23 protein-coding genes are annotated in these 21358 nt (G+C 63.6%); 14 read left to right on the top strand and 9 right to left on the bottom strand.

Annotated features, from left to right (window positions below):
• The first annotated feature begins 13 nt into the window (after positions 1-13).
• From GJ699_RS25690 to GJ699_RS25680, 3 genes are read left to right on the top strand one after another with little or no spacing between them, the layout of a single operon-like run.
• Positions 14-319, top strand: a complete 306-nt coding sequence (locus GJ699_RS25690) for an NAD(P) transhydrogenase subunit alpha part 2 (protein ID WP_154381738.1) — start codon at positions 14-16, stop codon at positions 317-319.
• Positions 316-1788 carry an NAD(P)(+) transhydrogenase (Re/Si-specific) subunit beta gene (locus GJ699_RS25685; RefSeq protein WP_154381736.1) on the top strand — a complete coding sequence of 491 codons (1473 nt, stop codon included), beginning with the start codon at positions 316-318 and terminating at the stop codon, positions 1786-1788. Before GJ699_RS25690 ends, GJ699_RS25685 begins: the two co-directional genes overlap by 4 nt.
• A 5-nt stretch (positions 1789-1793) precedes the next feature.
• Positions 1794-2285, top strand: coding sequence for a hypothetical protein (locus tag GJ699_RS25680; RefSeq protein WP_154381734.1), 492 nt, complete (start codon positions 1794-1796; stop codon positions 2283-2285).
• Here the strand turns inward: GJ699_RS25680 and GJ699_RS25675 are convergent.
• From GJ699_RS25675 to GJ699_RS25655, 5 genes are read right to left on the bottom strand one after another with little or no spacing between them, the layout of a single operon-like run.
• On the bottom strand, positions 2279-3547 hold the full coding sequence (locus GJ699_RS25675) for an SEL1-like repeat protein (RefSeq protein WP_154381732.1): 1269 nt from the start codon (positions 3545-3547) through the stop codon (positions 2279-2281). The genes GJ699_RS25680 and GJ699_RS25675 overlap by 7 nt on opposite strands.
• A gap of 11 nt (positions 3548-3558) precedes the next feature.
• Positions 3559-4698: a UbiH/UbiF/VisC/COQ6 family ubiquinone biosynthesis hydroxylase gene (locus GJ699_RS25670; protein ID WP_154381729.1), complete on the bottom strand. Its 1140-nt coding sequence runs from the start codon at positions 4696-4698 to the stop codon at positions 3559-3561.
• Positions 4691-6007 carry a Xaa-Pro aminopeptidase gene (pepP, locus tag GJ699_RS25665; protein ID WP_154381726.1) on the bottom strand — a complete coding sequence of 439 codons (1317 nt, stop codon included), beginning with the start codon at positions 6005-6007 and terminating at the stop codon, positions 4691-4693. Before pepP ends, GJ699_RS25670 begins: the two co-directional genes overlap by 8 nt.
• Entirely contained in the window at positions 6007-6741 is a 735-nt protein-coding gene (gene murU, locus GJ699_RS25660; protein WP_154381724.1) for an N-acetylmuramate alpha-1-phosphate uridylyltransferase MurU, read from the bottom strand. Before murU ends, pepP begins: the two co-directional genes overlap by 1 nt.
• A 10-nt stretch (positions 6742-6751) precedes the next feature.
• Positions 6752-7795, bottom strand: a complete 1044-nt coding sequence (locus GJ699_RS25655; protein WP_154381722.1) for an aminoglycoside phosphotransferase family protein — start codon at positions 7793-7795, stop codon at positions 6752-6754.
• Positions 7796-7903: 108 nt separating this feature from the next.
• Between GJ699_RS25655 and GJ699_RS25650 the strand changes: the two genes are divergently transcribed.
• The 4 genes from GJ699_RS25650 to rsmA all read left to right on the top strand — a co-directional run bounded on the left by GJ699_RS25650 (position 7904) and on the right by rsmA (position 13596).
• Positions 7904-10171: an LPS-assembly protein LptD gene (locus GJ699_RS25650; protein ID WP_154381720.1), complete on the top strand. Its 2268-nt coding sequence runs from the start codon at positions 7904-7906 to the stop codon at positions 10169-10171.
• Between the two features lie 105 nt (positions 10172-10276).
• Complete coding sequence (locus GJ699_RS25645) at positions 10277-11731, top strand: peptidylprolyl isomerase (RefSeq protein WP_154381718.1); 1455 nt, start codon at positions 10277-10279, stop codon at positions 11729-11731.
• An 18-nt stretch (positions 11732-11749) separates the two neighbouring features.
• The gene (gene pdxA / locus GJ699_RS25640; protein ID WP_154381716.1) at positions 11750-12829 is read left to right on the top strand and encodes a 4-hydroxythreonine-4-phosphate dehydrogenase PdxA; all 1080 of its coding nucleotides are present in this window, start codon (positions 11750-11752) and stop codon (positions 12827-12829) included.
• Positions 12826-13596 carry a 16S rRNA (adenine(1518)-N(6)/adenine(1519)-N(6))-dimethyltransferase RsmA gene (rsmA, locus tag GJ699_RS25635; RefSeq protein ID WP_154381714.1) on the top strand — a complete coding sequence of 257 codons (771 nt, stop codon included), beginning with the start codon at positions 12826-12828 and terminating at the stop codon, positions 13594-13596. Before pdxA ends, rsmA begins: the two co-directional genes overlap by 4 nt.
• 195 nt (positions 13597-13791) lie before the next feature.
• Here rsmA and GJ699_RS25630 read toward each other — a convergent pair whose 3' ends face one another.
• Positions 13792-14403: a hypothetical protein gene (locus GJ699_RS25630; protein ID WP_154381712.1), complete on the bottom strand. Its 612-nt coding sequence runs from the start codon at positions 14401-14403 to the stop codon at positions 13792-13794.
• 29 nt (positions 14404-14432) lie between these two features.
• Positions 14433-15047, bottom strand: coding sequence for a hypothetical protein (locus GJ699_RS25625; RefSeq protein WP_154381710.1), 615 nt, complete (start codon positions 15045-15047; stop codon positions 14433-14435).
• Between the two features lie 192 nt (positions 15048-15239).
• Between GJ699_RS25625 and GJ699_RS25620 the strand changes: the two genes are divergently transcribed.
• Together GJ699_RS25620 and hrcA are read left to right on the top strand one after the other, a co-directional pair.
• Positions 15240-15947: an HAD family hydrolase gene (locus tag GJ699_RS25620; RefSeq protein WP_154381708.1), complete on the top strand. Its 708-nt coding sequence runs from the start codon at positions 15240-15242 to the stop codon at positions 15945-15947.
• A 48-nt stretch (positions 15948-15995) separates the two neighbouring features.
• A complete protein-coding gene (gene hrcA / locus GJ699_RS25615; RefSeq protein WP_154381706.1) occupies positions 15996-17012 on the top strand; it encodes a heat-inducible transcriptional repressor HrcA in 1017 nt (338 codons plus the stop codon).
• Here the strand turns inward: hrcA and fur are convergent.
• Positions 17009-17440 (bottom strand): ferric iron uptake transcriptional regulator, encoded by a 432-nt coding sequence (gene fur / locus GJ699_RS25610; protein WP_154381704.1) that lies wholly within the window; start codon positions 17438-17440, stop codon positions 17009-17011. The two genes, hrcA and fur, sit on opposite strands and share 4 nt — an antisense overlap.
• Positions 17441-17633: 193 nt before the next feature.
• Between fur and GJ699_RS25605 the strand changes: the two genes are divergently transcribed.
• Genes GJ699_RS25605 through GJ699_RS25585 form a run of 5 tightly spaced genes read left to right on the top strand, consistent with a single transcriptional unit; the run spans position 17634 to position 20519 of the window.
• Positions 17634-18281, top strand: coding sequence for an outer membrane protein assembly factor BamE (locus GJ699_RS25605; protein ID WP_154381702.1), 648 nt, complete (start codon positions 17634-17636; stop codon positions 18279-18281).
• 13 nt (positions 18282-18294) lie between these two features.
• Positions 18295-19101, top strand: coding sequence for a 4-hydroxy-tetrahydrodipicolinate reductase (gene dapB, locus GJ699_RS25600; RefSeq protein WP_154381700.1), 807 nt, complete (start codon positions 18295-18297; stop codon positions 19099-19101).
• Positions 19098-19763 (top strand): MotA/TolQ/ExbB proton channel family protein, encoded by a 666-nt coding sequence (locus GJ699_RS25595; RefSeq protein WP_154381698.1) that lies wholly within the window; start codon positions 19098-19100, stop codon positions 19761-19763. The genes dapB and GJ699_RS25595 overlap by 4 nt, the downstream gene beginning before the upstream one ends.
• Positions 19764-19767: 4 nt before the next feature.
• Entirely contained in the window at positions 19768-20193 is a 426-nt protein-coding gene (locus GJ699_RS25590; protein ID WP_154381696.1) for an ExbD/TolR family protein, read from the top strand.
• Positions 20193-20519 carry a barstar family protein gene (locus GJ699_RS25585; protein ID WP_154381694.1) on the top strand — a complete coding sequence of 109 codons (327 nt, stop codon included), beginning with the start codon at positions 20193-20195 and terminating at the stop codon, positions 20517-20519. The genes GJ699_RS25590 and GJ699_RS25585 overlap by 1 nt, the downstream gene beginning before the upstream one ends.
• On the opposite strand, the gene map is transcribed toward GJ699_RS25585, so the two are convergent.
• Positions 20506-21348, bottom strand: coding sequence for a type I methionyl aminopeptidase (gene map, locus GJ699_RS25580; protein ID WP_154381691.1), 843 nt, complete (start codon positions 21346-21348; stop codon positions 20506-20508). The genes GJ699_RS25585 and map overlap by 14 nt on opposite strands.
• Between the last annotated feature and the right edge of the window lie 10 nt (positions 21349-21358).

Raw genomic sequence — 21358 nt, 5'->3', positions numbered from 1 at the left:
CAAGGGGACCGACATGGAAGTCAGCCACACCATCATCAATCTGATTATTTTTGTACTGGCCATTTACGTGGGCTACCACGTGGTCTGGACCGTGACGCCGGCGCTGCATACGCCGCTGATGGCGGTCACCAACGCGGTATCGGCCATCATCATCGTGGGCGCCATGCTGGCGGCCGCGCTGACCGACGGCTGGGTGGGACAGGTGGCCGGCACGGTCGCGGTGGCGCTGGCCGCCGTCAATGTGTTCGGTGGCTTCCTGGTCACGCAGCGCATGCTGGAGATGTTCAAGAAAAAAACCAAACAGGGAGATAAGGCATGAACTTCATCTCCATGAATCTGGTGACGATGTTGTACCTGATCGCATCGGTGTGCTTCATCCAGGCGCTGAAAGGCCTGTCGTCGCCGGCCACGGCGCGCCAGGGCAATGCGTTTGGCATGACCGGCATGGCGATCGCGTTCGTGACGACGATTGCGCTGATCCTCAAGCTGCAGTCGGAAGCCACCGCAGCGGTGGCGGCGGGCGGCGGGTTGGGACTGGGACGCGTGGCGCTGGGCGTGATCATCGGCGGCGGCATTGGCGCGGTGCTGGCCAAGAAGGTCGAGATGACCAAAATGCCGGAACTGGTGGCGGCGATGCACTCGCTGATCGGCCTGGCGGCGGTGTGCATCGCGGTGGCGGCGGTGTCGGAGCCGCACGCGTTCGGCATTGCCGCGCTGGGCGAGGCGCTGCCGACCGGGAACCGCATCGAGCTGTTCATCGGCACCTTTGTGGGCGCGATCACCTTCTCCGGTTCGGTGATCGCGTTTGGCAAGCTGTCGGGCAAATACAAGTTCCGCCTGTTCCAGGGCGCACCGGTCAGCTTCCCCGGCCAGCATTTGCTGAACCTGATCCTGGCGATCGTGATGGTTGGCCTGGGTCTGACGTTTGTGGCGGCCGGTGGCACCGAGCCGGCCTGGCTGCCGTTCCTGCTGATGACCGCGATCGCGTTCGTGCTGGGTGTGCTGATCATCATCCCGATCGGCGGCGCCGACATGCCGGTGGTGGTGTCGATGCTGAATTCCTATTCCGGCTGGGCGGCGGCGGGCATCGGCTTCTCGCTGAATAACTCGATGCTGATCATCGCCGGTTCGCTGGTGGGATCGTCGGGCGCCATCCTGTCCTACATCATGTGCAAGGCGATGAACCGTTCGTTCTTCAACGTGATCCTGGGTGGCTTTGGCGGTGCGCCGGCGGAGGCGGGTGCTGGCGGCGCCAAGGAACAGCGTCCGGTCAAATCCGGTTCGGCCGACGATGCCTCGTTCATCATGGCCAACGCGGAAAGCGTGATCATCGTGCCGGGCTACGGCCTGGCGGTGGCGCGCGCGCAGCACTCGCTGAAGGAGCTGGTGGAGAAGCTGACGCACAAGGGCGTGACGGTGAAGTACGCGATCCACCCGGTGGCGGGGCGCATGCCGGGCCACATGAACGTGCTGCTGGCGGAGGCCGAGGTGCCGTACGATCAGGTGTTCGAGATGGAGGACATCAACGGCGAATTCGGCCAGACCGACGTGGTGCTGATCCTCGGCGCCAACGACGTGGTCAACCCGGCTGCCAAAGACCCGAAATCGCCGATCGCCGGCATGCCGATTCTGGAGGCGTACAAGGCCAAGAGCATCATCGTCAACAAACGCTCGATGGCCTCCGGCTACGCGGGCCTGGACAATGAGCTGTTCTACCAGGCTAATACCATGATGGTCTTTGGCGACGCCAAGAAGGTCATCGAGGACATGGTCAAGGCGGTCGAGTAATCCGGATGCTGAAAAAAATCGTATTTATGGTGTGCGCCGCATTCGCCTTTCAACTGGCGTTTGCGGCGGATGCCGAACCTGCCACGTCTTCCTATCTCGATGGTCAGTGGGAGGGCGCGCTGCGTGATCTGGAGCCCGCCGCAGGCGGTAAGACGGAGCTGGAATTGAAGGTCCGTCTGCATATTGCCGGAAAAAAGGCTCAAGTTTTCACGGCGGGAGAGGATGGCAAATGGAGCGAGGTCAAGCCGGGCAAGTTCAACGTATTTCAGCGTAACTTCAGTGCCGTGGTGTTAGCCAATGACTCCTGGGATGGCGACTGTTGGGATGAAACATGGTCATTTACCGTGGCGCTCGACAATGCCAATCAGTTGGTGACCCGCTTTGGGCGTGCCGTCTCCAACGTCCGTTGCATGAGTGCGAAAGCGGAAAGCTTTGGCCGCGCGCGGGCGGGTGTGCTGCATCAGCAGCCAGCGGATGACAGCGCCGTCGCTCACTGATGGATGTGATAAACCCGTTCCAGGAACTGCAGGGCATCGGCATTACCTTGGTCGGCTGCGCGGCGCAGCCACTGTTGCGCTAGTTGGGCGTCTTTCGGCACGCCCAGGCCGAGGCTGTAGGCGCGTCCCAGGCGCATCTGGCCCACCGCATTCCCTTGTTCTGCCGCGCGTTTGAACATGACCACCGCATTGGCGGCGGCGCCGCTGTTGTCGGGATTCAGACCATACAGCATGAACATGCCCATATCCGCCACGGCGGTCTGATTGCCTTGACTGATCGATAGTCTCAGATACCGCATCGTCTCTTCGGTAGTGACCGCGCCGGCGTCGCCAGTCTGATAGAGCAGCGCCAGCTTGCGCTGCGCTTCGCTGTCGCCCTGATCGGCCGATTTCTTATACCACTCGGCGGCCTTCAGGTAGTCGCGTTTAACGCCGATCGCTTCCTGATACGCAGTGCCCAGGCGTAGCTGTCCGTAAGCGTCGCCAGCCTGCGCGGACTGCAGGTACAGGGCGAATGCCTTGTCCAGGTCTTTCTCCACCCCATGCCCCATTTCGAAGTGTTCGCCCAGCTTGGCGACGGCGGTATCGTCGCCCGCCTCTGCGGCTTGTGCGAACCAGGCATGTGACTGACGGTAATCCCGCACGATGCTGGTGCCGTTTTCATGGAAGACACCGAGGTTGTACATGGCGGTGCTATTGCCAGCCGTCGCCGCGCTGATATACCCGCGCCGAGCCTCGGCGTGATCAGGATGGCCACCCTGACCGTTGTCGAGCATGTAGCCAAGGCTGGCCTGTGCCCGGTCATCGCCTTGATCCGCCGACTTGCGCAGCCATGTTTGCGCTTGCTGATCATCCAGATCAGTACAACTGCCAGTGCGGTAACATTGCGCCAGGTGATATTGGGCGGAGGCGTTGCCTTGTTCGGCTGCGGCGCGATAAAGCCGCGCCGCCTGCGGGAGGTCGACCGGCACGCCCTTGCCATATTGATCCATCCAGCCCTGTTGCAATTGGCCTTCCGGATTATTCTTTGCCGCCGCCAGCGCGAACCAGTGATACGCCTTGGCGTAGTCCTGCTTGACGTGCTTGCCTTGCTGATAAAGCGCTCCAAGCGTCAACTGAGCCTGAACGTCGCCCTGCTCCGCTTCGGTGGCGAGTTCGCGGACGTAAAGCGGTGCCAGCAGGTCCGGCACCGTTGTCGGCCGCTCCGCCGCCTGGGTCAGCAAACACAAGCTCGCGCTCAGGAAGCCGATCAGATATCGCATGTTTGTCTTAGTTAGCGGCGGCCGTACATCATCAGTTCGGCCAGCAGGCTGCGGGCGGGGCTGATGATGTCGATGGCGGCTAGTGAGAGGCCCAGCAGCGCTTGTGCCGGCGAGTCGTTGGCGAAGATGCGGGCCATGGTATCGGTGATGCGCACGGTGGTCGTGCGGTCGCTCTGGCGTTGGGCGATGAATTGCGTCAGCGCTGTCGGCGTGGCTTGTTGGGCCAGCAGGCGCGCCAGCACGGTGACGTCGCGCAGGCCGAGATTCAAACCTTGGCCGGCCACAGGATGCAGCGTTTGCGCGGCATTGCCGATGGCGACGGTGCGATTGGTGCTGTGGGCGGCGGCGTTCAAACCTAAGGGGAAGCCGAGGCGCGGTGTGGCGTGGGTGAACGCGCCGACGCGGTCGCCGAAGGCTTTGCTCAGCGCTTGCAGGAAGCCGGCGTCGTTGAGGGCCAGCAGTTGGTCGGCGGTGTCGGGACGCACGCACCACACCAGCGAGTATTCGTCATCCTGCGGCAGCAGCGCCAGCGGGCCTTGTTCGGTGAAGCGTTCATAGGCGCGGTGCGGCGGCGGTGTGCTGCTGCGCACCTGGGCGATGATGGCGGTTTGCTGGTAGTCGCGATTCTGGGCGCGGGTTTGCTGCTCGTTGAACAGGCCACCTTCGGCCTGCACCACGATGGCGGCGCGGATGGTTTTCGGCGCGCCTTCGCTGTCGAGGATCAGGGTGACGGCATCGGCTTCTTCGTCCAGCGCGATCACGCGCGCCGGGCGCAGCGCGGTGATGCCGGCTTGTTCGCATACGGCGCCCAGCGCGCTGACGATGTCGCCGTAGCGGGTGACGTAGCCCAGCGCCGGCAAATCGTAGTCCTTGCGGTCGATCAGGCTGCGGCCGAACTGGCCGCGACGCGAGACGTGAATTTGTTCGATGGCGGTGGCCACGGCGGGCCAGGCGGCGATCTGTTCCAGGATCTGGCGGCTGCCCCAGGACAGCGCCAGCGAGCGCGGATCTTTGCTGGCCTGGGCCAGCGTCTTGGCGTCGATCAGGGCGATGCGGGCGGCGGCCATGCCGCGCTTGACCAGCAGCGCGGCCAGCGCCATGCCGGCCGGTCCGGCGCCGCAGATGGCGATGTCGTAATCCAGTTCAGTCATGCCGCATCAATTCTTCAATCTCGGCCACCGTCTTGGGCGCGGCGGCGCTGAGGATGGTATAGCCGTCGGCCGTCACCAGCACATCGTCTTCGATGCGGATGCCGATGTGCCAATACTCTTGCGGCACGCCTTCGGCCGGACGCACGTAGATGCCCGGTTCCACCGTCACCACCATGCCCGGTTGCAGCGGGCGCGATGGCTTGTCGGCCTGGCTGACGTCGCGGTACTGGCCAACGTCGTGCACGTCCATGCCCAGCCAGTGGCCGGTGCCGTGCATGTAGAACTGGGTGTAGCGCTTTTCGGCGATGATCTCATCCAGGCTGCCTTGCAGCAGGCCCAGATCCAGCATGCCTTGCGCCAGCACCTTCACCGCCGCCTCGTGCGCACCGGAGTAGGGCAGGCCGGGGGCGATGGCGGCAAACGCCGCATCCTGCGCCGCCAGCACCAGTTCATACAAACGCTTTTGCGGCGCGCTGAATTTGCCGTTGACCGGAAAGGTGCGGGTGATGTCGGATGCATAGCCATCCAGCTCGCAGCCGGCGTCGATCAGCACCAGATCGCCGTCCTGCGATTGCGCGTTGTTGCTGTTGTAGTGCAGTACGCAGGCGTTCGCGCCGGTCGCCACGATGGAGGTGTAGGCCGGCGCCTGCGCGCCGTTGCGGCGGAATTCGTACAGCAGTTCCGCTTCCAGTTCATATTCGTGGACGCCGGCACGGGCCGCGCGCATCGCACGCGCGTGAGCGGCGGCCGAGATGTCGGCGGCGCGCTGCATGATGGCCTGTTCGTGTTCGTCCTTTAGCAGACGCATTTCGTCCAGCAGCGGTAGCAGGTCGACCGTGGATGCGGGAGGAGTGACGCCGCTGCGGGACTTGGCGCGCACCGCGTTCAGCCAGCCGGCCACGCGCACATCCAACTCACCGCCCAACGGGTAATACAGCGCCGGCACATTCGACAGCAGTGCAGCCATGGCATCGTCCAGCGAGGCGATGGCGTGGGCTTCGTCGAAACCGAACGCCTCGCGCGCGGCTTGCGGACCGTAGCGATAGCCATCCCAGATTTCGCGGTCGGGATTTTTCTCGCGGCAGAACAGCAGTGTGCGCGCCGGCGTCTCACCTTGCGCGGCCACCAGCACCACGGCGGCTTCCGGTTCGGTGAAGCCGGTCAGATAGTAGAAGTAGCTGTCGTGGCGGTACAGGTATTCGCTGTCGCCATTGCGGGTGACTTCCGGCGCGGTGGTCAGCACCGCCACCGCGCCCGGCGACATCTGCGCCAGGACGCGAGCGCGGCGGGCGGCGTAGGGCGCGCTCATTACTGCACACCCTTGCTGACTGGCGCGCGCGACGCCAGCGGCGCGTTCAGCAGATCCAGCTGCGTCACGGTGCCGACATTGTGCCATTCGCCGCTGTAGACTTCTCCGCCGACCTGCTTGTTGTCGGCGTATTCGCGAATCAGCGGGCCTAGCTTGGCGTAGTCGCCGGCGGCGATGCGGTCGAACATTTCGGGACGATAGACGCCGATGTTGCCGAAGGTCCACTTGGGCGATCCCTCGTTGCTGACCGAATACAGCGTCAGGCCGAAATCGCCGTCCGGATGGAAATCCGGATTCGGCACCAGGTACAGCCAGCAGATATCGCGCTTGTCGGCCGGATAGGGATTGCCCCACATGTCCTCATCCTTCAGCACATCCTTGACCTGCTCGAAGTCGAAGTAGGGCATGTAGATGTCGCCCGACACCGCCACAAACGGCGCATCGCCCAGCAGATGGCGCGCCTTGGCGATGCCGCCGGCGGTTTCCAGCGCCTGCTCCTCGTGCGAGTACAGCAGCTTGGCGCCGAACTGGCTGCCGTCACCCAGCGTCTGCTCGATCTGGTCGCCCAGGTGAGCGTGGTTGATGACGATCTCGGTGATCCCGGCCTTCACCAGGTTGAGGATGTGCCAGACGATCAGCGGCCGGCCGCGCACCTTCAGCAGCGGCTTGGGCGTGGTGTCGGTCAGCGGGCGCATGCGCTCGCCGCGGCCGGCGGCGAAAATCATCGCTTTCATGCGTGCAGCCTCAGAAGGTGTAGCCGACTTGCGGCTCACGGTCTTCCAGCAGATCCAGCAGTTTGATCAGCGGCTTCAGATCCTTGTAGCGGCCGGCGGTCTTGCGCACGTATTCCATCACGGTCGGCAGATCGTCCAGATACTGGGCCTTGCCATCGCGGTAGTTGAGGCGGCAGAACAGGCCGAGGATCTTCAGGTGGCGCTGCAGCGCCATGTATTCGAAGTCCTTGTAGAAGGCGTCGATGTCCGGCGCCACCGGCAGGCCGAGCGACTTGGCGTGCTGCCAGTAGCGGATGGCCCAGTCCAGCACCAGTTCCTCGTCCCATTGCACGTAGGCGTCGCGCAGCAGCGAGGCGACGTCGTAGGTCATCGGACCGTACAGCGCGTCCTGGAAGTCCAGCACGCCCGGATTGCCGGCGTCGACCACCATCAGATTGCGCGAATGGTAGTCGCGGTGTACATAGACCTGGGCCTGGGCGGTGACGTTGGCCAGAATGGCGTCGAACACGCCCTGCAGCGTGGCTGCCTGTTTTTCAGTCAGCGTGGCGTTCAGGTGCTTGCCGATGTACCACTCGGGGAACAGATTCATTTCGCGCTGCAGGAAGGCGCGGTCGTATTCCGGCAGCACGTCCGGCCGGCTGGTCAGCTGGAACTTGACCAGCGCTTCCAGCGCTTCGGCGTACATGGCCGAGGCGTTATCGTGGTTCAGCGCCGACAAATAGGTGGTGGTGCCGAGGTCGGACAACAACATCAGGCCGGCCTCGTAGTCGGTGGCGACGATGCGCGGCACGGTGACGCCGGCATGTGTGAGCATTTCGTCAAGCTTGACAAAGCCCAGCACGTTTTCGCGCTCGGGCGGCGCATCCATGGCGATCAGGGTCAGGCCCAGCGTGGCCTGGTGGGCCGGCAGCACGTCGAGGCGGAAATAGCGGCGGAAACTGGCGTCGGCCGAGGCTGGACGCAGGCTGTCCACATCTACCACGTTCAGGCCGCGCAGCCAAGTGACCAGCAGTTCCAGACGTGTATCGGTGGTTAAATTCTGTAATAAAGACATTGAAGCGTGCCGAGGAATCCGGCGTTCGGTGGAGATTCCCATATAATAAGGGATTCAAATCAAAAAATCGCCTGTCATGGTGTTTCATCCAGTCTTTTCATGAGTCGCATGCGCTGGCTACTGGCCCCCAAAATTAAACCGCAGCGCCTGGCGTATGCCTTGTCCGCTATCGTTACCGTCTCGGCGCTGCCGGCGTATGCCTATGGGCAGACCACACTCAAGCCGCAGCGCGCGCCCCGGGTGGAGGACAAGAACGCCGTCACCACCGTGCAGGCCGAGGATATCAGCGGCCGCCCCGAGCGCGAGCTGATCCTCGAACGCGACGCCGAACTGGTCAAGGACAAGACCCGGGTCAAGGCCGATGACGCCTGCTACCGCCAGGTCGAGGATGAGATCGAGGCCAAGGGCCATGTGCAGATCTGGCGCTTCGGCGACTATTTCACCGGCGATGAAGTCAAGCTGAACATGGATACCGGCAAGGGCTATATGCTCAACCCGACCTACAAGCTGGAAGCCAATGGCGGCCGCGGCAAGGCCGAGCGCCTGAATTTCATCAACGAAGACGTGGCGCAGGTGGTCAACGGCACCTACAGCACCTGCCAGGCCGCCGATCCGGACTGGTATCTGCGCTCGGACACCATGAACCTGGACTCGGGCCGCGATGTCGGCACCGCCGGCACCACGCTGATCTATTTCAAGGACGTGCCGATTCTGGGCACGCCGGCGATGTCGTTCTCGCTGTCGGGCGCGCGCCGCTCCGGCTGGCTGTCGCCAACGCCGGGCTATAGCTCGAAAAACGGCGCCGAACTGGTGGTGCCGTACTACTTCAACATCGCGCCCAACCGCGATTTGACGATTTACCCGAAAATCATCGGCGCGCGCGGCATTCAGCTGGGCGCGCAGGGCCGCTACATGGGCGAGACCGACGGCGGTCTGTACCAGGGCGAGACCTACATCGAGTATCTGCCGCACGACCGCGAGTACGCCAAGGCGCACCCGAACGAGTCGAGCGACCGCTGGATGATACGCTCGACCCACAGCGCCGACATCACCAAGGACTGGGCCTACAGCTGGAACTTCCGCGGCGCCTCGGATGACAACTATCCGAATGATTTCTCCAAGACCGTGTCGGCTTCGACCGACCGTCAGCTGCTGCGCGAGCTGCGCACCGACTACCATGGCGAGTTCTGGAACCTGACCGCGCGGGTGCAGAAGTACCAGGTGCTGCAAGATCCGGAATCGGTGACCGACCCGTCGCTGACCGTGACCCGGCCGTACGACCGTCTGCCGGCGGTCAACTTCAACGCCGCGCAATACGATGTGATGGGCGGCTTCGACTGGGCCTTCAACGCCGAGGCGACCCGCTTCTACCATCCGACGCTGATCAACGGCACCCGGCTGGTGGCGATTCCGCAGCTGAGCTATCCGATCATCGGGCCAAGCTACTTCATCACGCCCAAGGTCATGGTCAACATGGCCAGCTACAAGCTGGACTCGTATGAGGGGGCGGCGGCGCAGAGCATGTCGCGCTCGATTCCAACCTTCTCGCTGGATTCCGGCCTGGTGTTCGAACGCGACATCACCTACGGCGGCAAGAAGATGACGCAGACGCTGGAACCGCGCCTGTTCTACGTCTACACGCCGTACCACGACCAGAGCAATTTCCCGACCTTCGACACCGACACCGCGACCTTCAACTTCACGCAGATCTTCAGCGAGAACCGCTTCGTCGGCTCGGACCGCATCGGCGACGCCAACCAGTTGACGGCGGCGATCACCTCGCGCTTCCTTGACGCCAATGGCGCCGAGGCGCTGCGGCTGGCGTTCGGCCAGCGTTTCTACTTCAAGGATCAGCGGGTCCAGCTGGACTCGTCGACGCCGGTGGTCGATTCGCGTTCCGACATCCTGCTGGCCGCCACCGGCCGCATCTCGGAAACCTGGACCTTTGACAGCGCGGTGCAGTACAACACCGACAATCGCCGCGTGATCTCGGAAACCTACACCGCGCAATGGGTGCCGGGCGCCAAGAAGGTGCTGAACCTGGGCTACCGCTACACCCGCGACAGCTTCAAGAATGCCGAGATATCGGGCCAATGGCCGATGTTCGACCGCTGGTACGGCGTCGGCCGCATCAGCTACTCATTACAGGACAAAAAGATCCTGGAAAGCCTGGCGGGCCTGGAATACAAGGCCGACTGCTGGGTGTTCCGCACTGGCGCGCAGCGCTGGGTGACCACTTCGACCAAGGCCTCGACCCAGATCTTCTTCCAGCTGGAGTTGAACGGCCTGTCGCACCTGGGCGTTGGCAGCCCGCTGGAGGCGATGAAGAGCAGTATCGCGGGCTATCAACGCGTGAATGACGATTACGGTCGCTAACCGTGTACACTTGGCGTCCGCCGCGCAAGTCCTGTCGCGGCGCTTTTTGACTTTTTTATACCTCTTGAGCGTTCTACCACCATGCGTAATGCCAGTAAGTATCAGATGAAACTCCTCGCAGTCCTGTTGTGCACGGCCGCGCTCAGCGGTTGTAGCCTGTTCTCATCGAAAAAGAAAGCGGAACCGCCGAAGCCCGAGACTGTGGCCGCCGCTCCGGCCGCCGCTACCGCGCCGGCGGTCGCCAAGCCGGCTGACAAGAAAGACGGCGCCGGCTTCCTGCCGCCCGGCGAATCGGGCAATGTGGCGATCGACTCGATCCTGGTGGTGGTCAATGACGAGGTCATCACCCAGCGCGAGCTGAACAACCGCATCCAGACCGTTACCGCGCGCATGAAGCAGCAGAATGTGCAGATGCCGGACGCCGCCGACCTGCGTCGCCAGTTGCTGGAGCGCATGATTGTCGAGCGCGCGCAGCTGCAGCAGGCCAAGGAATTCGGCGTGCGGGTTGACGACCTGCAACTGGACCGCTCGATCAGCCGCATCGCCGAGGCGCAGAAGCTGAGTGTGCAGCAACTGCGCGATCAAATGGAAAAAGAGGGCACGCCGTTCGCCTCGTTCCGCGAAGATATTCGCCAAGAAATCATTATGCAGCGCCTGCGCGAGCATGAAGTCGACGCCAAGATCCAGATTTCCGACGCCGAGGTGGACAGCTTCCTGGCCGCCGAAAAGGCCGCCGCCGCCGAGCAGTTCGAAGTCAATATCTCGCAGATCATGGTCCGCATTCCGGACAACGCCAGCGCCGAGGTGATCGCCCAGCGCCGCGCCCGCGCCGAGGAAGTGATGCGCCAGTTGCGCACCGGCGCCGACTTCGCCAAGATGGCCGCCACCTATTCGGACGCCAGCGACGCGCTGCAGGGCGGCGCGGTGGGCTGGCGCCAGCCTGAGCGCCTGCCACCGATCTTCGCCGAAGCGCTGTCCAAGCTGAAGCCGGGTCAGGTGACGCCGATCATCAAGAGCACCGGCGCGTTCCACATCCTGAAGGCGGTGGACCGCCGCAGCCTGGCCGAGGCGCAAGCCGTGGCCGCGGTGCAGCAGACCCACGCCCGCCACATCCTGATCAAGGTGACGCCGACCATGAGCGCGGCCGACGCCAAGCGCAAGCTGCTGGAGCTGAAAGAGCGTCTGGACAACAACGCCGCCAAGTTTGAAGACCTGGCGCGCCTGGTGTCGAACGACGGTTCGGCCTCCAAGGGCGGCGATCTGGGCTGGCTGTACCCTGGCGATACCATGCCGGAATTCGAAGCCGCGATGAATGCGCTGAAGATCGGTGAAGTTTCGCAGCCAGTGGAAACCAGCTTTGGTGTCCACCTGATCGAGGTGCTGGAACGTAAGAGCGACGACGTCTCGAAAGAGCGCGAGCGCAACACCGCGCGTCAGGCGCTGCGTGACCGCAAGGTGGAAGAGGCGACCGAAAGCTGGCAGCGCGAAGTGCGCGACCGCGCCTACGTTGAGTACCGCAACGAGGACGACAAGCTGGCCAACGCCAACGCCAACAAGTAACGCAAAAGGGGAGCACGCATGAGCGCCACTTCATTTAAACGGCGCCCGGGAGTGCGCCCCGCCATTGCGGTGACGGTCGGTGAGCCGGCCGGCATCGGTCCTGAAATTTCGCTGCGCGCGGCGTGGGCGCGGCGGCACGAAGTCAATTGCGTGCTGCTGGGCGACGCCGCCTTCCTGGCCATGACGGCCGCCGATATCGATCCCGCGATCCGGATTTCCTCGCTGTCGCTGATGGCGGTGCGGAATGGCGGCCTGCCGCATTTCGGCGCCGACCGCATCAGCGTGATCGACGTGCCGCTGAGCGCGCACGTGGTGCCGGGCCAGCTGAACAAAGAAAACGGCCGCGCCGTGCTGGCCACGCTGGACGCCGCCATCGAGGGCGTGCGGGCCGGCTGGTTCGAGGCGGTGGTGACCGCGCCGCTGCAAAAGAGCACCATCAACGACGCCGGCGTCAAATTCTCCGGCCATACCGAATACTTTGCCGACCAGACCGCCACCTCGCAGGTGGTGATGATGCTGGCCGGCCCGCAAGCCCTCTCTGGCGAACTCAGCGGCAAACAGCTGCGGGTGGCGCTAGCGACCACTCACTTACCGCTGAAAGACGTGGCGGCCGCGCTGAGCCAGGATGGCCTGGCGCGGATACTGGACATCATCGACGCCGACCTGCGCGCCAAGTTCGGCCTGACCGCGCCGCGCATCCTGGTGTGCGGCCTGAATCCGCACGCCGGCGAGGGCGGCTATCTGGGGCGCGAAGAGATCGAGCTGATCACGCCGGCGATCGCGGCGGCGCAGGCGCGCGGCATCGATGCGCGCGGACCGTATCCTGCCGACACCCTGTTCCAGCCCAAATACCTGCAGGATGCCGACTGCGTGCTGGCGATGTACCACGACCAGGGCTTGCCGGTGTTGAAGTACGCCACCTTCGGCAACGGCGTCAACATCACGCTGGGACTGCCGCTGATCCGCACCTCGGTCGACCACGGCACCGCGCTGGACCTGGCCGCGCAAGGGCTGGGCCGGGCCGACTGCGGCAGCATGGAACAAGCCATCAGCGCGGCGCTGGCGATGGCCAACAATTCTTTGGATAATAAAAAATGAAACAACACGTAGCCCGTAAACGCTTCGGCCAGAACTTCCTGCATGACCAGAATGTGCTGAGCAGCATTACCGAAGCCATCGATCCCCAGTCCGGCGACGCCATGGTGGAAATCGGCCCCGGCCTGGCCGCCATGACCGATCAACTGCTGCGCTCGCTGAAGCATATGCACGTGGTCGAGCTGGACCGCGATCTGGTGGCGCGGCTGGAAAAAGCCTATCCGCGCACCAAGCTGACGGTGCACTCCGGCGACGCGCTGAAATTCGACTTTGGCGGCATCCCGGTGCCGGAAGGGCAGAAGTTGCGGATCGTCGGCAACCTGCCGTACAACATCTCCAGCCCGTTGTTATTCCACCTGGCGACGTTCGCGCCGCTGGTGCAGGACCAGCATTTCATGCTGCAGAAGGAAGTCGTGGAGCGCATGGTGGCGGCGCCGGGCAGCAAAACCTACGGCCGACTGTCGGTGATGCTGCAATGGCGTTACGACATGTCGCTGCTGTTCGTGGTGCCGCCGGACGCCTTCGACCCGCCGCCCAAGGTGGATTCCGCGATCGTGCGCATGATCCCCGTGGCGCAGCCGCTGGCCTGCGAGCAAGCCAAGCTGGAAGCGGTGGTGCAGAAAGCCTTCTCGCAGCGGCGCAAAGTCATCCGCAACTGCGTGGCCGGCATGTTCACCGAAGCCCAGCTGATCGAAGCCGGCATCAACCCCACCGACCGTCCCGAAATGGTCGGCCTGGCTCAATACGTCGCCCTCGCGAATCTGCTGTAAAAACTCCGGGGTAGGGGCAAAAAAATAGCCCGCTAAGAGCGGGCTAGAAATCCATTTCTTTGCAAGAAGTGGAGGAGACAAGTGCAGTATGCGCGGAAAACGTGTATCAGGCTACTTTATTTTCCTAATATCAACTATTTGAATACTGAATAACTCCTCCGCTGCCGGCGCCGCCGAGGCGGCGCCGGTGCTGGCTTATTGCGAGGTGCAGGTCAGCAGCAGGTTGGTGACGGCCGCTTCGTGCATCACGCCGGTGCCGTTTTCCAGCGTGCAGGTCAGGCCGTTGGTCGGGGTCACCACGGTCACGCCGTAGGCCGCGCCGTCAGCCACGTAGGTGCTCAGCACGAAGTCGCCGCTGGTGGCGGTGTCGCTGCTCACAGTCGCCGTGCTGCCGGTCGAGCCGTTGATCAGGGTCACGGTGCGCGCGGTGCCGTCGGCCGCTGCGGTCACGCCGCTGTACTGGCCGCCCACGGTGTAGGTGTTCTGCACGCAGGTGACGGCGGCCTGGATGGTGACGTTGTAGCCGGCCGAAGCATTGCCCGAGGTGACACTGCAAGTCATGTGCGCCGGCTGGGTCTTGACGGTAATGTTGTACGTCGTGCCATAGTCGATCTCTTTGCTGAAGGCGAAGCTGGTGGCGCCGGCCGCCACAGTCAGGTCGTTGCCACCGTTATTGACCAGCACCAGGCCGTCGGTGTTCAGGTTGGTGACCGTGCCGCCCACCACGTACTGCGCCTTGCCGCCGCAACCGGCCAGCGTGGCCACCATGGCCACGGCTGCGATGACATTTACTAACGAAAATTTCATGTATTTCTCCAAAAATAAATGCCGGCGGCTTAGTTGTTGGTGCAGTTGACGACCAGCGTCAGCAGGCTCGCACTCGGCATGACGCCTGGATTGTTGCTCGAATCGAAGGCGCAGGTCTGGCCGCTCGGCTGCGACAGCACGGTACCGCCATAGTTGGCGCTATCGCCGACGGTCGTCGGGAAGGTGAAGCTGACGTCGGAACCGGAGCCGTCCGCTGCGGCCGCCACGGCCACGGTGTCGGAGCCGTTGGCCAGGATCAGGCCGGTGCCGGTCAGGCCCTTGACGGTGCCGCCCAGGGTGTACGGGTTGGCCGCGCAGGCGATGGTGATCGGGGTGTAATACAGGGTGTAGGTGTTGGCGGTGCCGCTGCCGTTGGTGACCGTGCACTTGGCGCCGGTCGGCTGGGTCTGCACTTGCACGTTGTAGGATTCATCCACCGCCGCCAGCTTGGTGAAGTAGAAGGTGGAGGCGCTGCTGGCGATGGTCAGTTGCTCGCCGGTGCTGGAGTTGACCAGGATCAGGCCGGCCCGGTCCAAGCCGGAAATTGTGCCGTAGATTTGCAAGCTGCCGTTATTGCCGCCGCAGGCGGCCAGGATCACACCACACAGCAGGGCAAGGCCCGCACGCAGAAACGAACTTTTCATAAAACTTTCTCTCCAAATCGATTAGGCCCGGCAGCACGCACGGGAGGCAGCATATTACACTCGTGGGGCGTATTTTAGTGCATTTGGTAATACCCGCCTCGCAAATGGATGTAACAGCGTGTGTCGCCGCGAACAGCGGGCCGCGCCGGCTGCCCGTACAATAGGGGTGTTTGCCATTCTTCCCACCTGATCATGACGCCACGCCGCCCCCTCGCTTTGCTGTTTGACCTGGATGACACGCTGTGGCCGATCGGCCCGGTCATCATCGCCGCCGAGGAAAGCTGGCATGCCTGGCTGGCCGCGCACGCGCCGCGCGTGGCGCAGGCCTGCGACGTGACCGAGCTGCGGCTGCGCCGCCTGGCCTTGCTGGAGCGCCGGCCCGAGCTGATCGCCGATCTGTACCAGCTGCGGCGCGAGGCGCTGGCCGAGGTGTTTGCCGAGGCCGGCGAGGATCCGCTCCACATCGAGGCCTCGATGCGGCACTTCGCCGCGCTGCGCAACGCGGTCACGCCGTATGCCGATGTGCTGCCGGTGCTGCCGCTGCTGCAGGGCATGCTGCGGCTGGGCGTGATCACCAACGGCAACGCCGATCTTGAAGTGATCGGCCTGCAGCACCATTTCGAGTACACGCTGTCGTCGGCCCAGTTCGGCCGCGCCAAGCCCGATCCGGGCATCTTCCTGCGCGCCTGCGAGGCGATGGGGGTGGCGCCGCAGGATGCGGTCTATGTCGGCGACGACCTGCGGGCCGACGTCCAGGGCGCGCAGAGCGCCGGCCTGCGCGCGGTCTGGATGAACCGCCATGGCAGCCAGGCCCATCTGGAGGCGGGCGTGACGCCGGATGCGATTTGTGCCACGTTTGACGAGCTGCTGGCATGGATCCGTGCGCAGATGCAGCATTGAAGTGCATAATAGGCGGAACCTCTTCACCGGCAATCACCGATATTTAGCATGCAACTCGACAACCGCGCCCAAACCCTGTTGAAAGCCCTGGTGGAACGCTATATCGCGGACGGCCAGCCAGTGGGCTCGCGCGCGCTTTCCAAGATTTCCGGCCTGGAGCTGTCGCCGGCCACCATCCGCAACATCATGGCCGACCTGGAGGAGCTGGGCTACGTGGCCAGCCCGCACACCTCGGCCGGCCGGGTGCCGACGCCGCGCGGCTACCGCATCTTTGTCGACACGCTGCTGACGGTGCAGCACATCGACGAGCAGGCGGTGGGCGCGCAGCTGCGCCTGCAGGCGCCGCAGCCGCAGAAGATGATCAGCAACGCGGCGCAGATGTTGTCGTCGCTGTCGCAGTTCGCCGGCGTGGTGCTGAGCCCGCGCCGCGAGTCGGTGTTCCAGCAGATCGAATTCCTGCGCCTGGGCGAGAAGCGCATCCTGCTGGTGATCGTGGCGCCGAATGGCGACGTGCAGAACCGGCTGCTGCTGACCGAGGTTGATTACACGCCGGCGCAGCTGGTGCAGTCGGCCAATTACATCAACCAGAATTACGGCGGGCTGGCGTTTGACGAGGTGCACGCGCGCCTGCAGAACGAGGTGCGCCAGCTGCGCGACGACATGGGCCGGCTGATGCAGGTGGCGGTGGAAGCCGGCAGCGAGGCGATGAAGGATGATAGCGACGACATGGTCATCGCCGGCGAGCGCAATCTGCTGTCGGTCAGCGACCTGTCTTCCAACATGAGTTCGCTGCGGCAGATGTTCGACATGTTCGAACAGAAAACCGGCCTGATGCAGTTGCTGGACGTGTCGGCCAAGGCCAGCGGCGTGCAGATCTACATCGGCGGCGAATCCAGCCTGGTGCCGATGGACGAGATGAGCGTGGTGACCGCACCGTACACCGCCAACGGCAAGATCGTCGGCACGCTGGGCGTGATCGGCCCGACCCGGATGGCGTATGAGCGGGTGATACCGATTGTCGATATCACCGCGAAATTGCTGTCAAACGCGCTGAGTCACTCTTAGCCCGGACGGTGCGGGCAGGCGGTCTTGGTGCAGTTGCCGTAGATCGCCAGCGCGTGCTCGGCGATCTTGAAGCCGCGCTCCTTGGCGATGACGTGCTGGCGCTCTTCAATCGCCTCGTCGTAAAACTCTTCGACGCGGCCGCAATCGACGCACACCAGGTGGTCATGGTGCGAACCGGCGTTCAGCTCGAAGATGGCCTTGCCGGTTTCGAAGTGGTTGCGGTTCAGCAGGCCGGCCTGCTCGAACTGGGTCAGCACCCGGTACACGGTGGCCAGGCCCACATCCATGTTATCCGCCAACAGGATCTTGTACACATCCTCGGCGGTCAGGTGGCGCACTTCGCTGTTCTGGAAGATATCCAGGATTTTGATGCGTGGCAGCGTGGCTTTCAGGCCGCTGGCCTTCAGATCGGTAGGATTGTTACCCATGGTAGAAACTCTTATGTGGTTGGCGATAGCTAGCCGTTAGTTTAACGTACTCCGGGGCGGCCCGCATAGAATCGCCATGCGGCACAAGTTTCTTGTAGGAATTTTACAGTTACAAAGATTTGCCCCATCCCGCACGGTGTGCTTTATGATATAGCGTTTTTCCGCACTTCCGCCGATCAGATTGAGGACCTTTATGCGCGTCACCCAGGCTTTTTCGCAGTCTTTGTTGCACCGTTTCACCCCTATCGCCGCCGTGTCCGTGGCGCTGGCGCTGGGCGGCTGCGCGACCAAAACCACGCTGGGCGAGAAATCGACGGAGGTCAAAGATGCCGCGCCTACGCTGGACGCCAACAAAGGCGCACAGACCACCACCATCACCAAGCTGCAGCGCTTCATGTGGGTGCTGTCGCCATACCGTCCTGACATTCAACAGGGCAACTTTGTATCGGAAGAAATGTTGGCGCAGCTGAAGGTGGGCATGACCCAGGACCAGGTGCGCTTCATCTTCGGCACCGCGCTGCTGACCGATCCGTTCCACGGCAATCGCTGGGATTACGCGTTCCGCCTGGCCAAGGGCAATGGCGAAATCACCACCAGCCGCGTGATCGTGTTCTTCGACAAGGACGGCAAGGTCGATCGCTGGGAAGGCGGCAATCTGCCGACCGAGAAAGAATACATTGCCCGTATCGCCGGTCCGGCGCCCAACCTGAAGAAGGAAGCGGCCACCGAGGCGGCGCTGGCCAAGCCGGCGCCGACCGCGCCGCTGCCATCCGGCACCGACAACCCGGCCGCGGCTTCGCCTGTGGGTGTGACGGTGGGCACCGGTACCGACAAGAAATAACAAGGATTCAAGCATGACCGAAATGAATATCGCCATTGCTGGCGCCGGCGGCCGCATGGGCCGCATCCTGATCGAAGCGGTGCAGAACGCCGATGACGCCCGTCTGGCGGGCGCGCTGGACCGCGCCGGTTCGGAGCAGGCCGACGCCGCCGCCTTCCTCGGCAAGCCGGCCGGCGTGGCGGTGGAATCGGACTTTGGCAAGGGCCTGGCCGATGCGCAGTACCTGATCGACTTCACCCGCCCGGAAGCGACCATCGAGCACCTGAAATATTGCGCCGAGCACGGCATCAAGCTGGTGATCGGCACCACCGGTTTCGACGACGCCGGCAAGGCCGCTATCGCCGAGGCGGCCAAGAAAACCGCGATCGTGTTTTCGCCTAACTTCTCGGTCGGCGTCAACGTCACCATGAAGCTGCTGGAGCAGGCCGCCAAGGCGCTGTCGACCGGCTACGATATCGAGATCATCGAAGCCCACCACCGCTTCAAGGTCGACGCACCTTCCGGCACCGCGCTGAAAATGGGCGAGGTGATTGCCGATGCGCTGGGCCGCGACCTGAAGGAACACGGCGTGTTCGCGCGCGAAGGTGTGACCGGTGAGCGCGATCCGTCGTCGATCGGCTTTGCCACCATCCGTGGCGGCGACATCGTTGGCGACCACACCGTGCTGTTCGCCGGCATCGGCGAGCGCATCGAGATCAGCCACAAATCCAGCAGCCGCGTCACCTACGCGCACGGTGCGATCCGCGCCTGCCGCTTCCTGGCCGACAAGCCGACCGGCCTGTTCGACATGTACGACGTGCTGGGCCTGAAGGACCAATGAACCCGGCGGCCAGCCAATTCACCCTGAGCCGCTTCTGGGAGCAGGGCGACGCCATCAGCCACGCGGTGGCGTTTGTGTTGCTGGCGATGTCGCTGGCGAGCTGGTTCTTTATTCTGTCCAAGGCGTTGGCGTCATGGCGCATCCGCCGCAGCGCGCCGGCGGTGCAGGCGTTCTGGGACGCGCCGTCGATGCAGGATGGCGTGGCCGCGCTGAAGCTGGCCGATGCCGAACAAATTTTCCTGCCGCTGGCCGAGCAGGGCGCGGCCCAGCTGGGCGCCGCCGGCCGGCCGTCGCTGGGCGGCGAGATGGACCGCTCGGCGCAAGCCACGCGGGTGCTGCGCGGCGCCATTCAGCGTTCCACCAATCGTCTCGAAAGCGGCTTGACGCTGCTGGCCTCGATTGGTGCCACGGCGCCGTTTGTCGGCCTGCTGGGCACGGTGTGGGGGATTTATCACGCGCTGGCCAATGTGTCGTCGCATGGCACGGTGCAGATCGACAAGGTGGCCGGCCCGGTGGGCGAGGCGCTGGTGATGACCGCGATCGGCCTGACGGTGGCGATTCCCGCCGTGCTGGCCTACAATGGTTTTAACCGCGTCAACCGTCTGACGCTGGCCGAGCTGGATGCATTCGCACACGACCTGCACGCCTATCTGACGAAGTAAGATCATGGCCTTCGGCGCTTTCAATCACCACCGCAATCCCGGCCCGATGGCCGACATCAACGTCACGCCGATGGTGGACGTGATGCTGGTGCTGCTGGTGATTTTCATCCTGGCGGCGCCGATGTTCACCGGCTCGGTGCAGCTGGAACTGCCGAAAGCGCAGGCGCCGGCCGCACCGGCCACGCCGGCCGCCACGGTCACGCTGTCGATCGACGGCAAGGGCCAGATTTTCTGGAATAACGATCCGGTGGCGCAGGATGCGCTGACCTCGCGCCTGGTCGAGGCGGCCAAGCTCGATCCGCAACCGGAACTGCAGCTGCGCGCCGACAAGGACACCCGCTACGAAGTGGTTGCACAGGTGATGGCGGCGGCGCAGAGCAATGGATTAACCAAGTTGGGATTCGTTACGGACCCCAAGGAGAAGAAGTAATGGCAACCGCAGAACTGAATGGCGCAGCCATCAAGGATTTCGACAGCTTTCACGCTGAATGCAAGGTGGCGATGGGTTTCCCCGACAGCTACGGCAACACCATGGATGCCTGGGTCGATTGCCTCAGCTATCTGCGCGATGACGACAGCATGAGCAAGTTCAAGCTCAAGCCGAACGAGCTGCTGGAGATCGTCATCAAGGACGCGGCGGCGATGCAGGCGGCCGTGCCCGACATCGTGGAAGAAATCACTTACTGCGTGGCCGGCCTCAACGAGCGCTACGAAGACTACGGCGAGAAGCCGGCCCTGAAACTTACGCTGCGCTAGGCGGCGCTTCCACGCCGGCTGGCAGCGCGTTCGGGATATTGGCCTTGGCGCCGGTTTCGCCCGGCGCCAGCGTCAGCACCTCGAAGCCGGTCTCGGTCACATAGACCATGTGTTCCCACTGCGCCGACAGCGATTTGTCGCGCGTCTCGACGGTCCAGCCGTCGCTTAATTCCTTGGTGGCGGCCTTGCCGGCGTTGATCATCGGTTCGATGGTGAACAGCATGCCCGGCTTCAGCACCATGCCCTGGCCGGGACGGCCGTAGTGCGTCACCTGCGGATCTTCATGGTAAACCTGGCCGATGCCGTGGCCGCAATAATCCAGCACCACGCTGTAGCCGGCCTTTTCGGCCACGGTCTGAATCGCGAAGCCGACGTCGCCCAAGGTGGCTTTCGGCTTCACGGCGCGGATGCCGGCCCACATGGCGGCGTAGGTGGTCTCGACCAGCTTGCGGGTCGGCTTGCTCGGCTCGCCCACGTAGTACATGCGGCTGGTGTCGCCATGCCAGCCATCCTTGATGACGGCGACGTCGATGTTGATGATGTCGCCGTTCTTCAGCACTTGGGTGTCGGAGGGAATGCCGTGGCACACCACGTGGTTGACCGAGCTGCACACGGTGGCCGGGAAGCCGCCATAGCCGACGTTGGCCGGAATCGCTTGCTGCACGTTGACGATGTAGTCGTTGCACAGTTTGTCGAGGTAGCCGGTGGTCACGCCCGGCTTGACGTGCGGGGCGATCATGGTCAGCACGTCGGCCGCCAGCTGGGCGGCGACACGGGCTTGCACGATCTGCTCGGGCGTTTTGATGAGATTGGCGTTACGGCGGGACATTGGGCTACCT

This window comes from Duganella guangzhouensis (assembly GCF_009674535.1).
In the GTDB taxonomy this organism is placed as follows: Bacteria; Pseudomonadota; Gammaproteobacteria; order Burkholderiales; family Burkholderiaceae_D; genus Rugamonas; species Rugamonas guangzhouensis.
This window is presented reverse-complemented; position numbering and strand designations above follow the sequence as displayed.

Coding starts and splice junctions, on each gene's coding strand:
- GJ699_RS25585 (WP_154381694.1), top strand. CDS start 20,193: ATGGCAACCGCAGAACTGAATGGCGCAGCCATCAAGGATTTCGACAGC.
- GJ699_RS25625 (WP_154381710.1), bottom strand. CDS start 15,047: ATGAAAAGTTCGTTTCTGCGTGCGGGCCTTGCCCTGCTGTGTGGTGTG.
- GJ699_RS25630 (WP_154381712.1), bottom strand. CDS start 14,403: ATGAAATTTTCGTTAGTAAATGTCATCGCAGCCGTGGCCATGGTGGCC.
- pepP (WP_154381726.1), bottom strand. CDS start 6,007: ATGAGCGCGCCCTACGCCGCCCGCCGCGCTCGCGTCCTGGCGCAGATG.
- GJ699_RS25645 (WP_154381718.1), top strand. CDS start 10,277: ATGAAACTCCTCGCAGTCCTGTTGTGCACGGCCGCGCTCAGCGGTTGT.
- GJ699_RS25680 (WP_154381734.1), top strand. CDS start 1,794: ATGCTGAAAAAAATCGTATTTATGGTGTGCGCCGCATTCGCCTTTCAA.
- GJ699_RS25620 (WP_154381708.1), top strand. CDS start 15,240: ATGACGCCACGCCGCCCCCTCGCTTTGCTGTTTGACCTGGATGACACG.
- map (WP_154381691.1), bottom strand. CDS start 21,348: ATGTCCCGCCGTAACGCCAATCTCATCAAAACGCCCGAGCAGATCGTG.
- GJ699_RS25595 (WP_154381698.1), top strand. CDS start 19,098: ATGAACCCGGCGGCCAGCCAATTCACCCTGAGCCGCTTCTGGGAGCAG.
- GJ699_RS25685 (WP_154381736.1), top strand. CDS start 316: ATGAACTTCATCTCCATGAATCTGGTGACGATGTTGTACCTGATCGCA.
- GJ699_RS25590 (WP_154381696.1), top strand. CDS start 19,768: ATGGCCTTCGGCGCTTTCAATCACCACCGCAATCCCGGCCCGATGGCC.
- GJ699_RS25675 (WP_154381732.1), bottom strand. CDS start 3,547: ATGCGATATCTGATCGGCTTCCTGAGCGCGAGCTTGTGTTTGCTGACC.
- fur (WP_154381704.1), bottom strand. CDS start 17,440: ATGGGTAACAATCCTACCGATCTGAAGGCCAGCGGCCTGAAAGCCACG.
- GJ699_RS25650 (WP_154381720.1), top strand. CDS start 7,904: ATGCGCTGGCTACTGGCCCCCAAAATTAAACCGCAGCGCCTGGCGTAT.
- dapB (WP_154381700.1), top strand. CDS start 18,295: ATGACCGAAATGAATATCGCCATTGCTGGCGCCGGCGGCCGCATGGGC.
- GJ699_RS25655 (WP_154381722.1), bottom strand. CDS start 7,795: ATGTCTTTATTACAGAATTTAACCACCGATACACGTCTGGAACTGCTG.
- murU (WP_154381724.1), bottom strand. CDS start 6,741: ATGAAAGCGATGATTTTCGCCGCCGGCCGCGGCGAGCGCATGCGCCCG.
- GJ699_RS25690 (WP_154381738.1), top strand. CDS start 14: ATGGAAGTCAGCCACACCATCATCAATCTGATTATTTTTGTACTGGCC.
- GJ699_RS25605 (WP_154381702.1), top strand. CDS start 17,634: ATGCGCGTCACCCAGGCTTTTTCGCAGTCTTTGTTGCACCGTTTCACC.
- pdxA (WP_154381716.1), top strand. CDS start 11,750: ATGAGCGCCACTTCATTTAAACGGCGCCCGGGAGTGCGCCCCGCCATT.
- rsmA (WP_154381714.1), top strand. CDS start 12,826: ATGAAACAACACGTAGCCCGTAAACGCTTCGGCCAGAACTTCCTGCAT.
- hrcA (WP_154381706.1), top strand. CDS start 15,996: ATGCAACTCGACAACCGCGCCCAAACCCTGTTGAAAGCCCTGGTGGAA.
- GJ699_RS25670 (WP_154381729.1), bottom strand. CDS start 4,698: ATGACTGAACTGGATTACGACATCGCCATCTGCGGCGCCGGACCGGCC.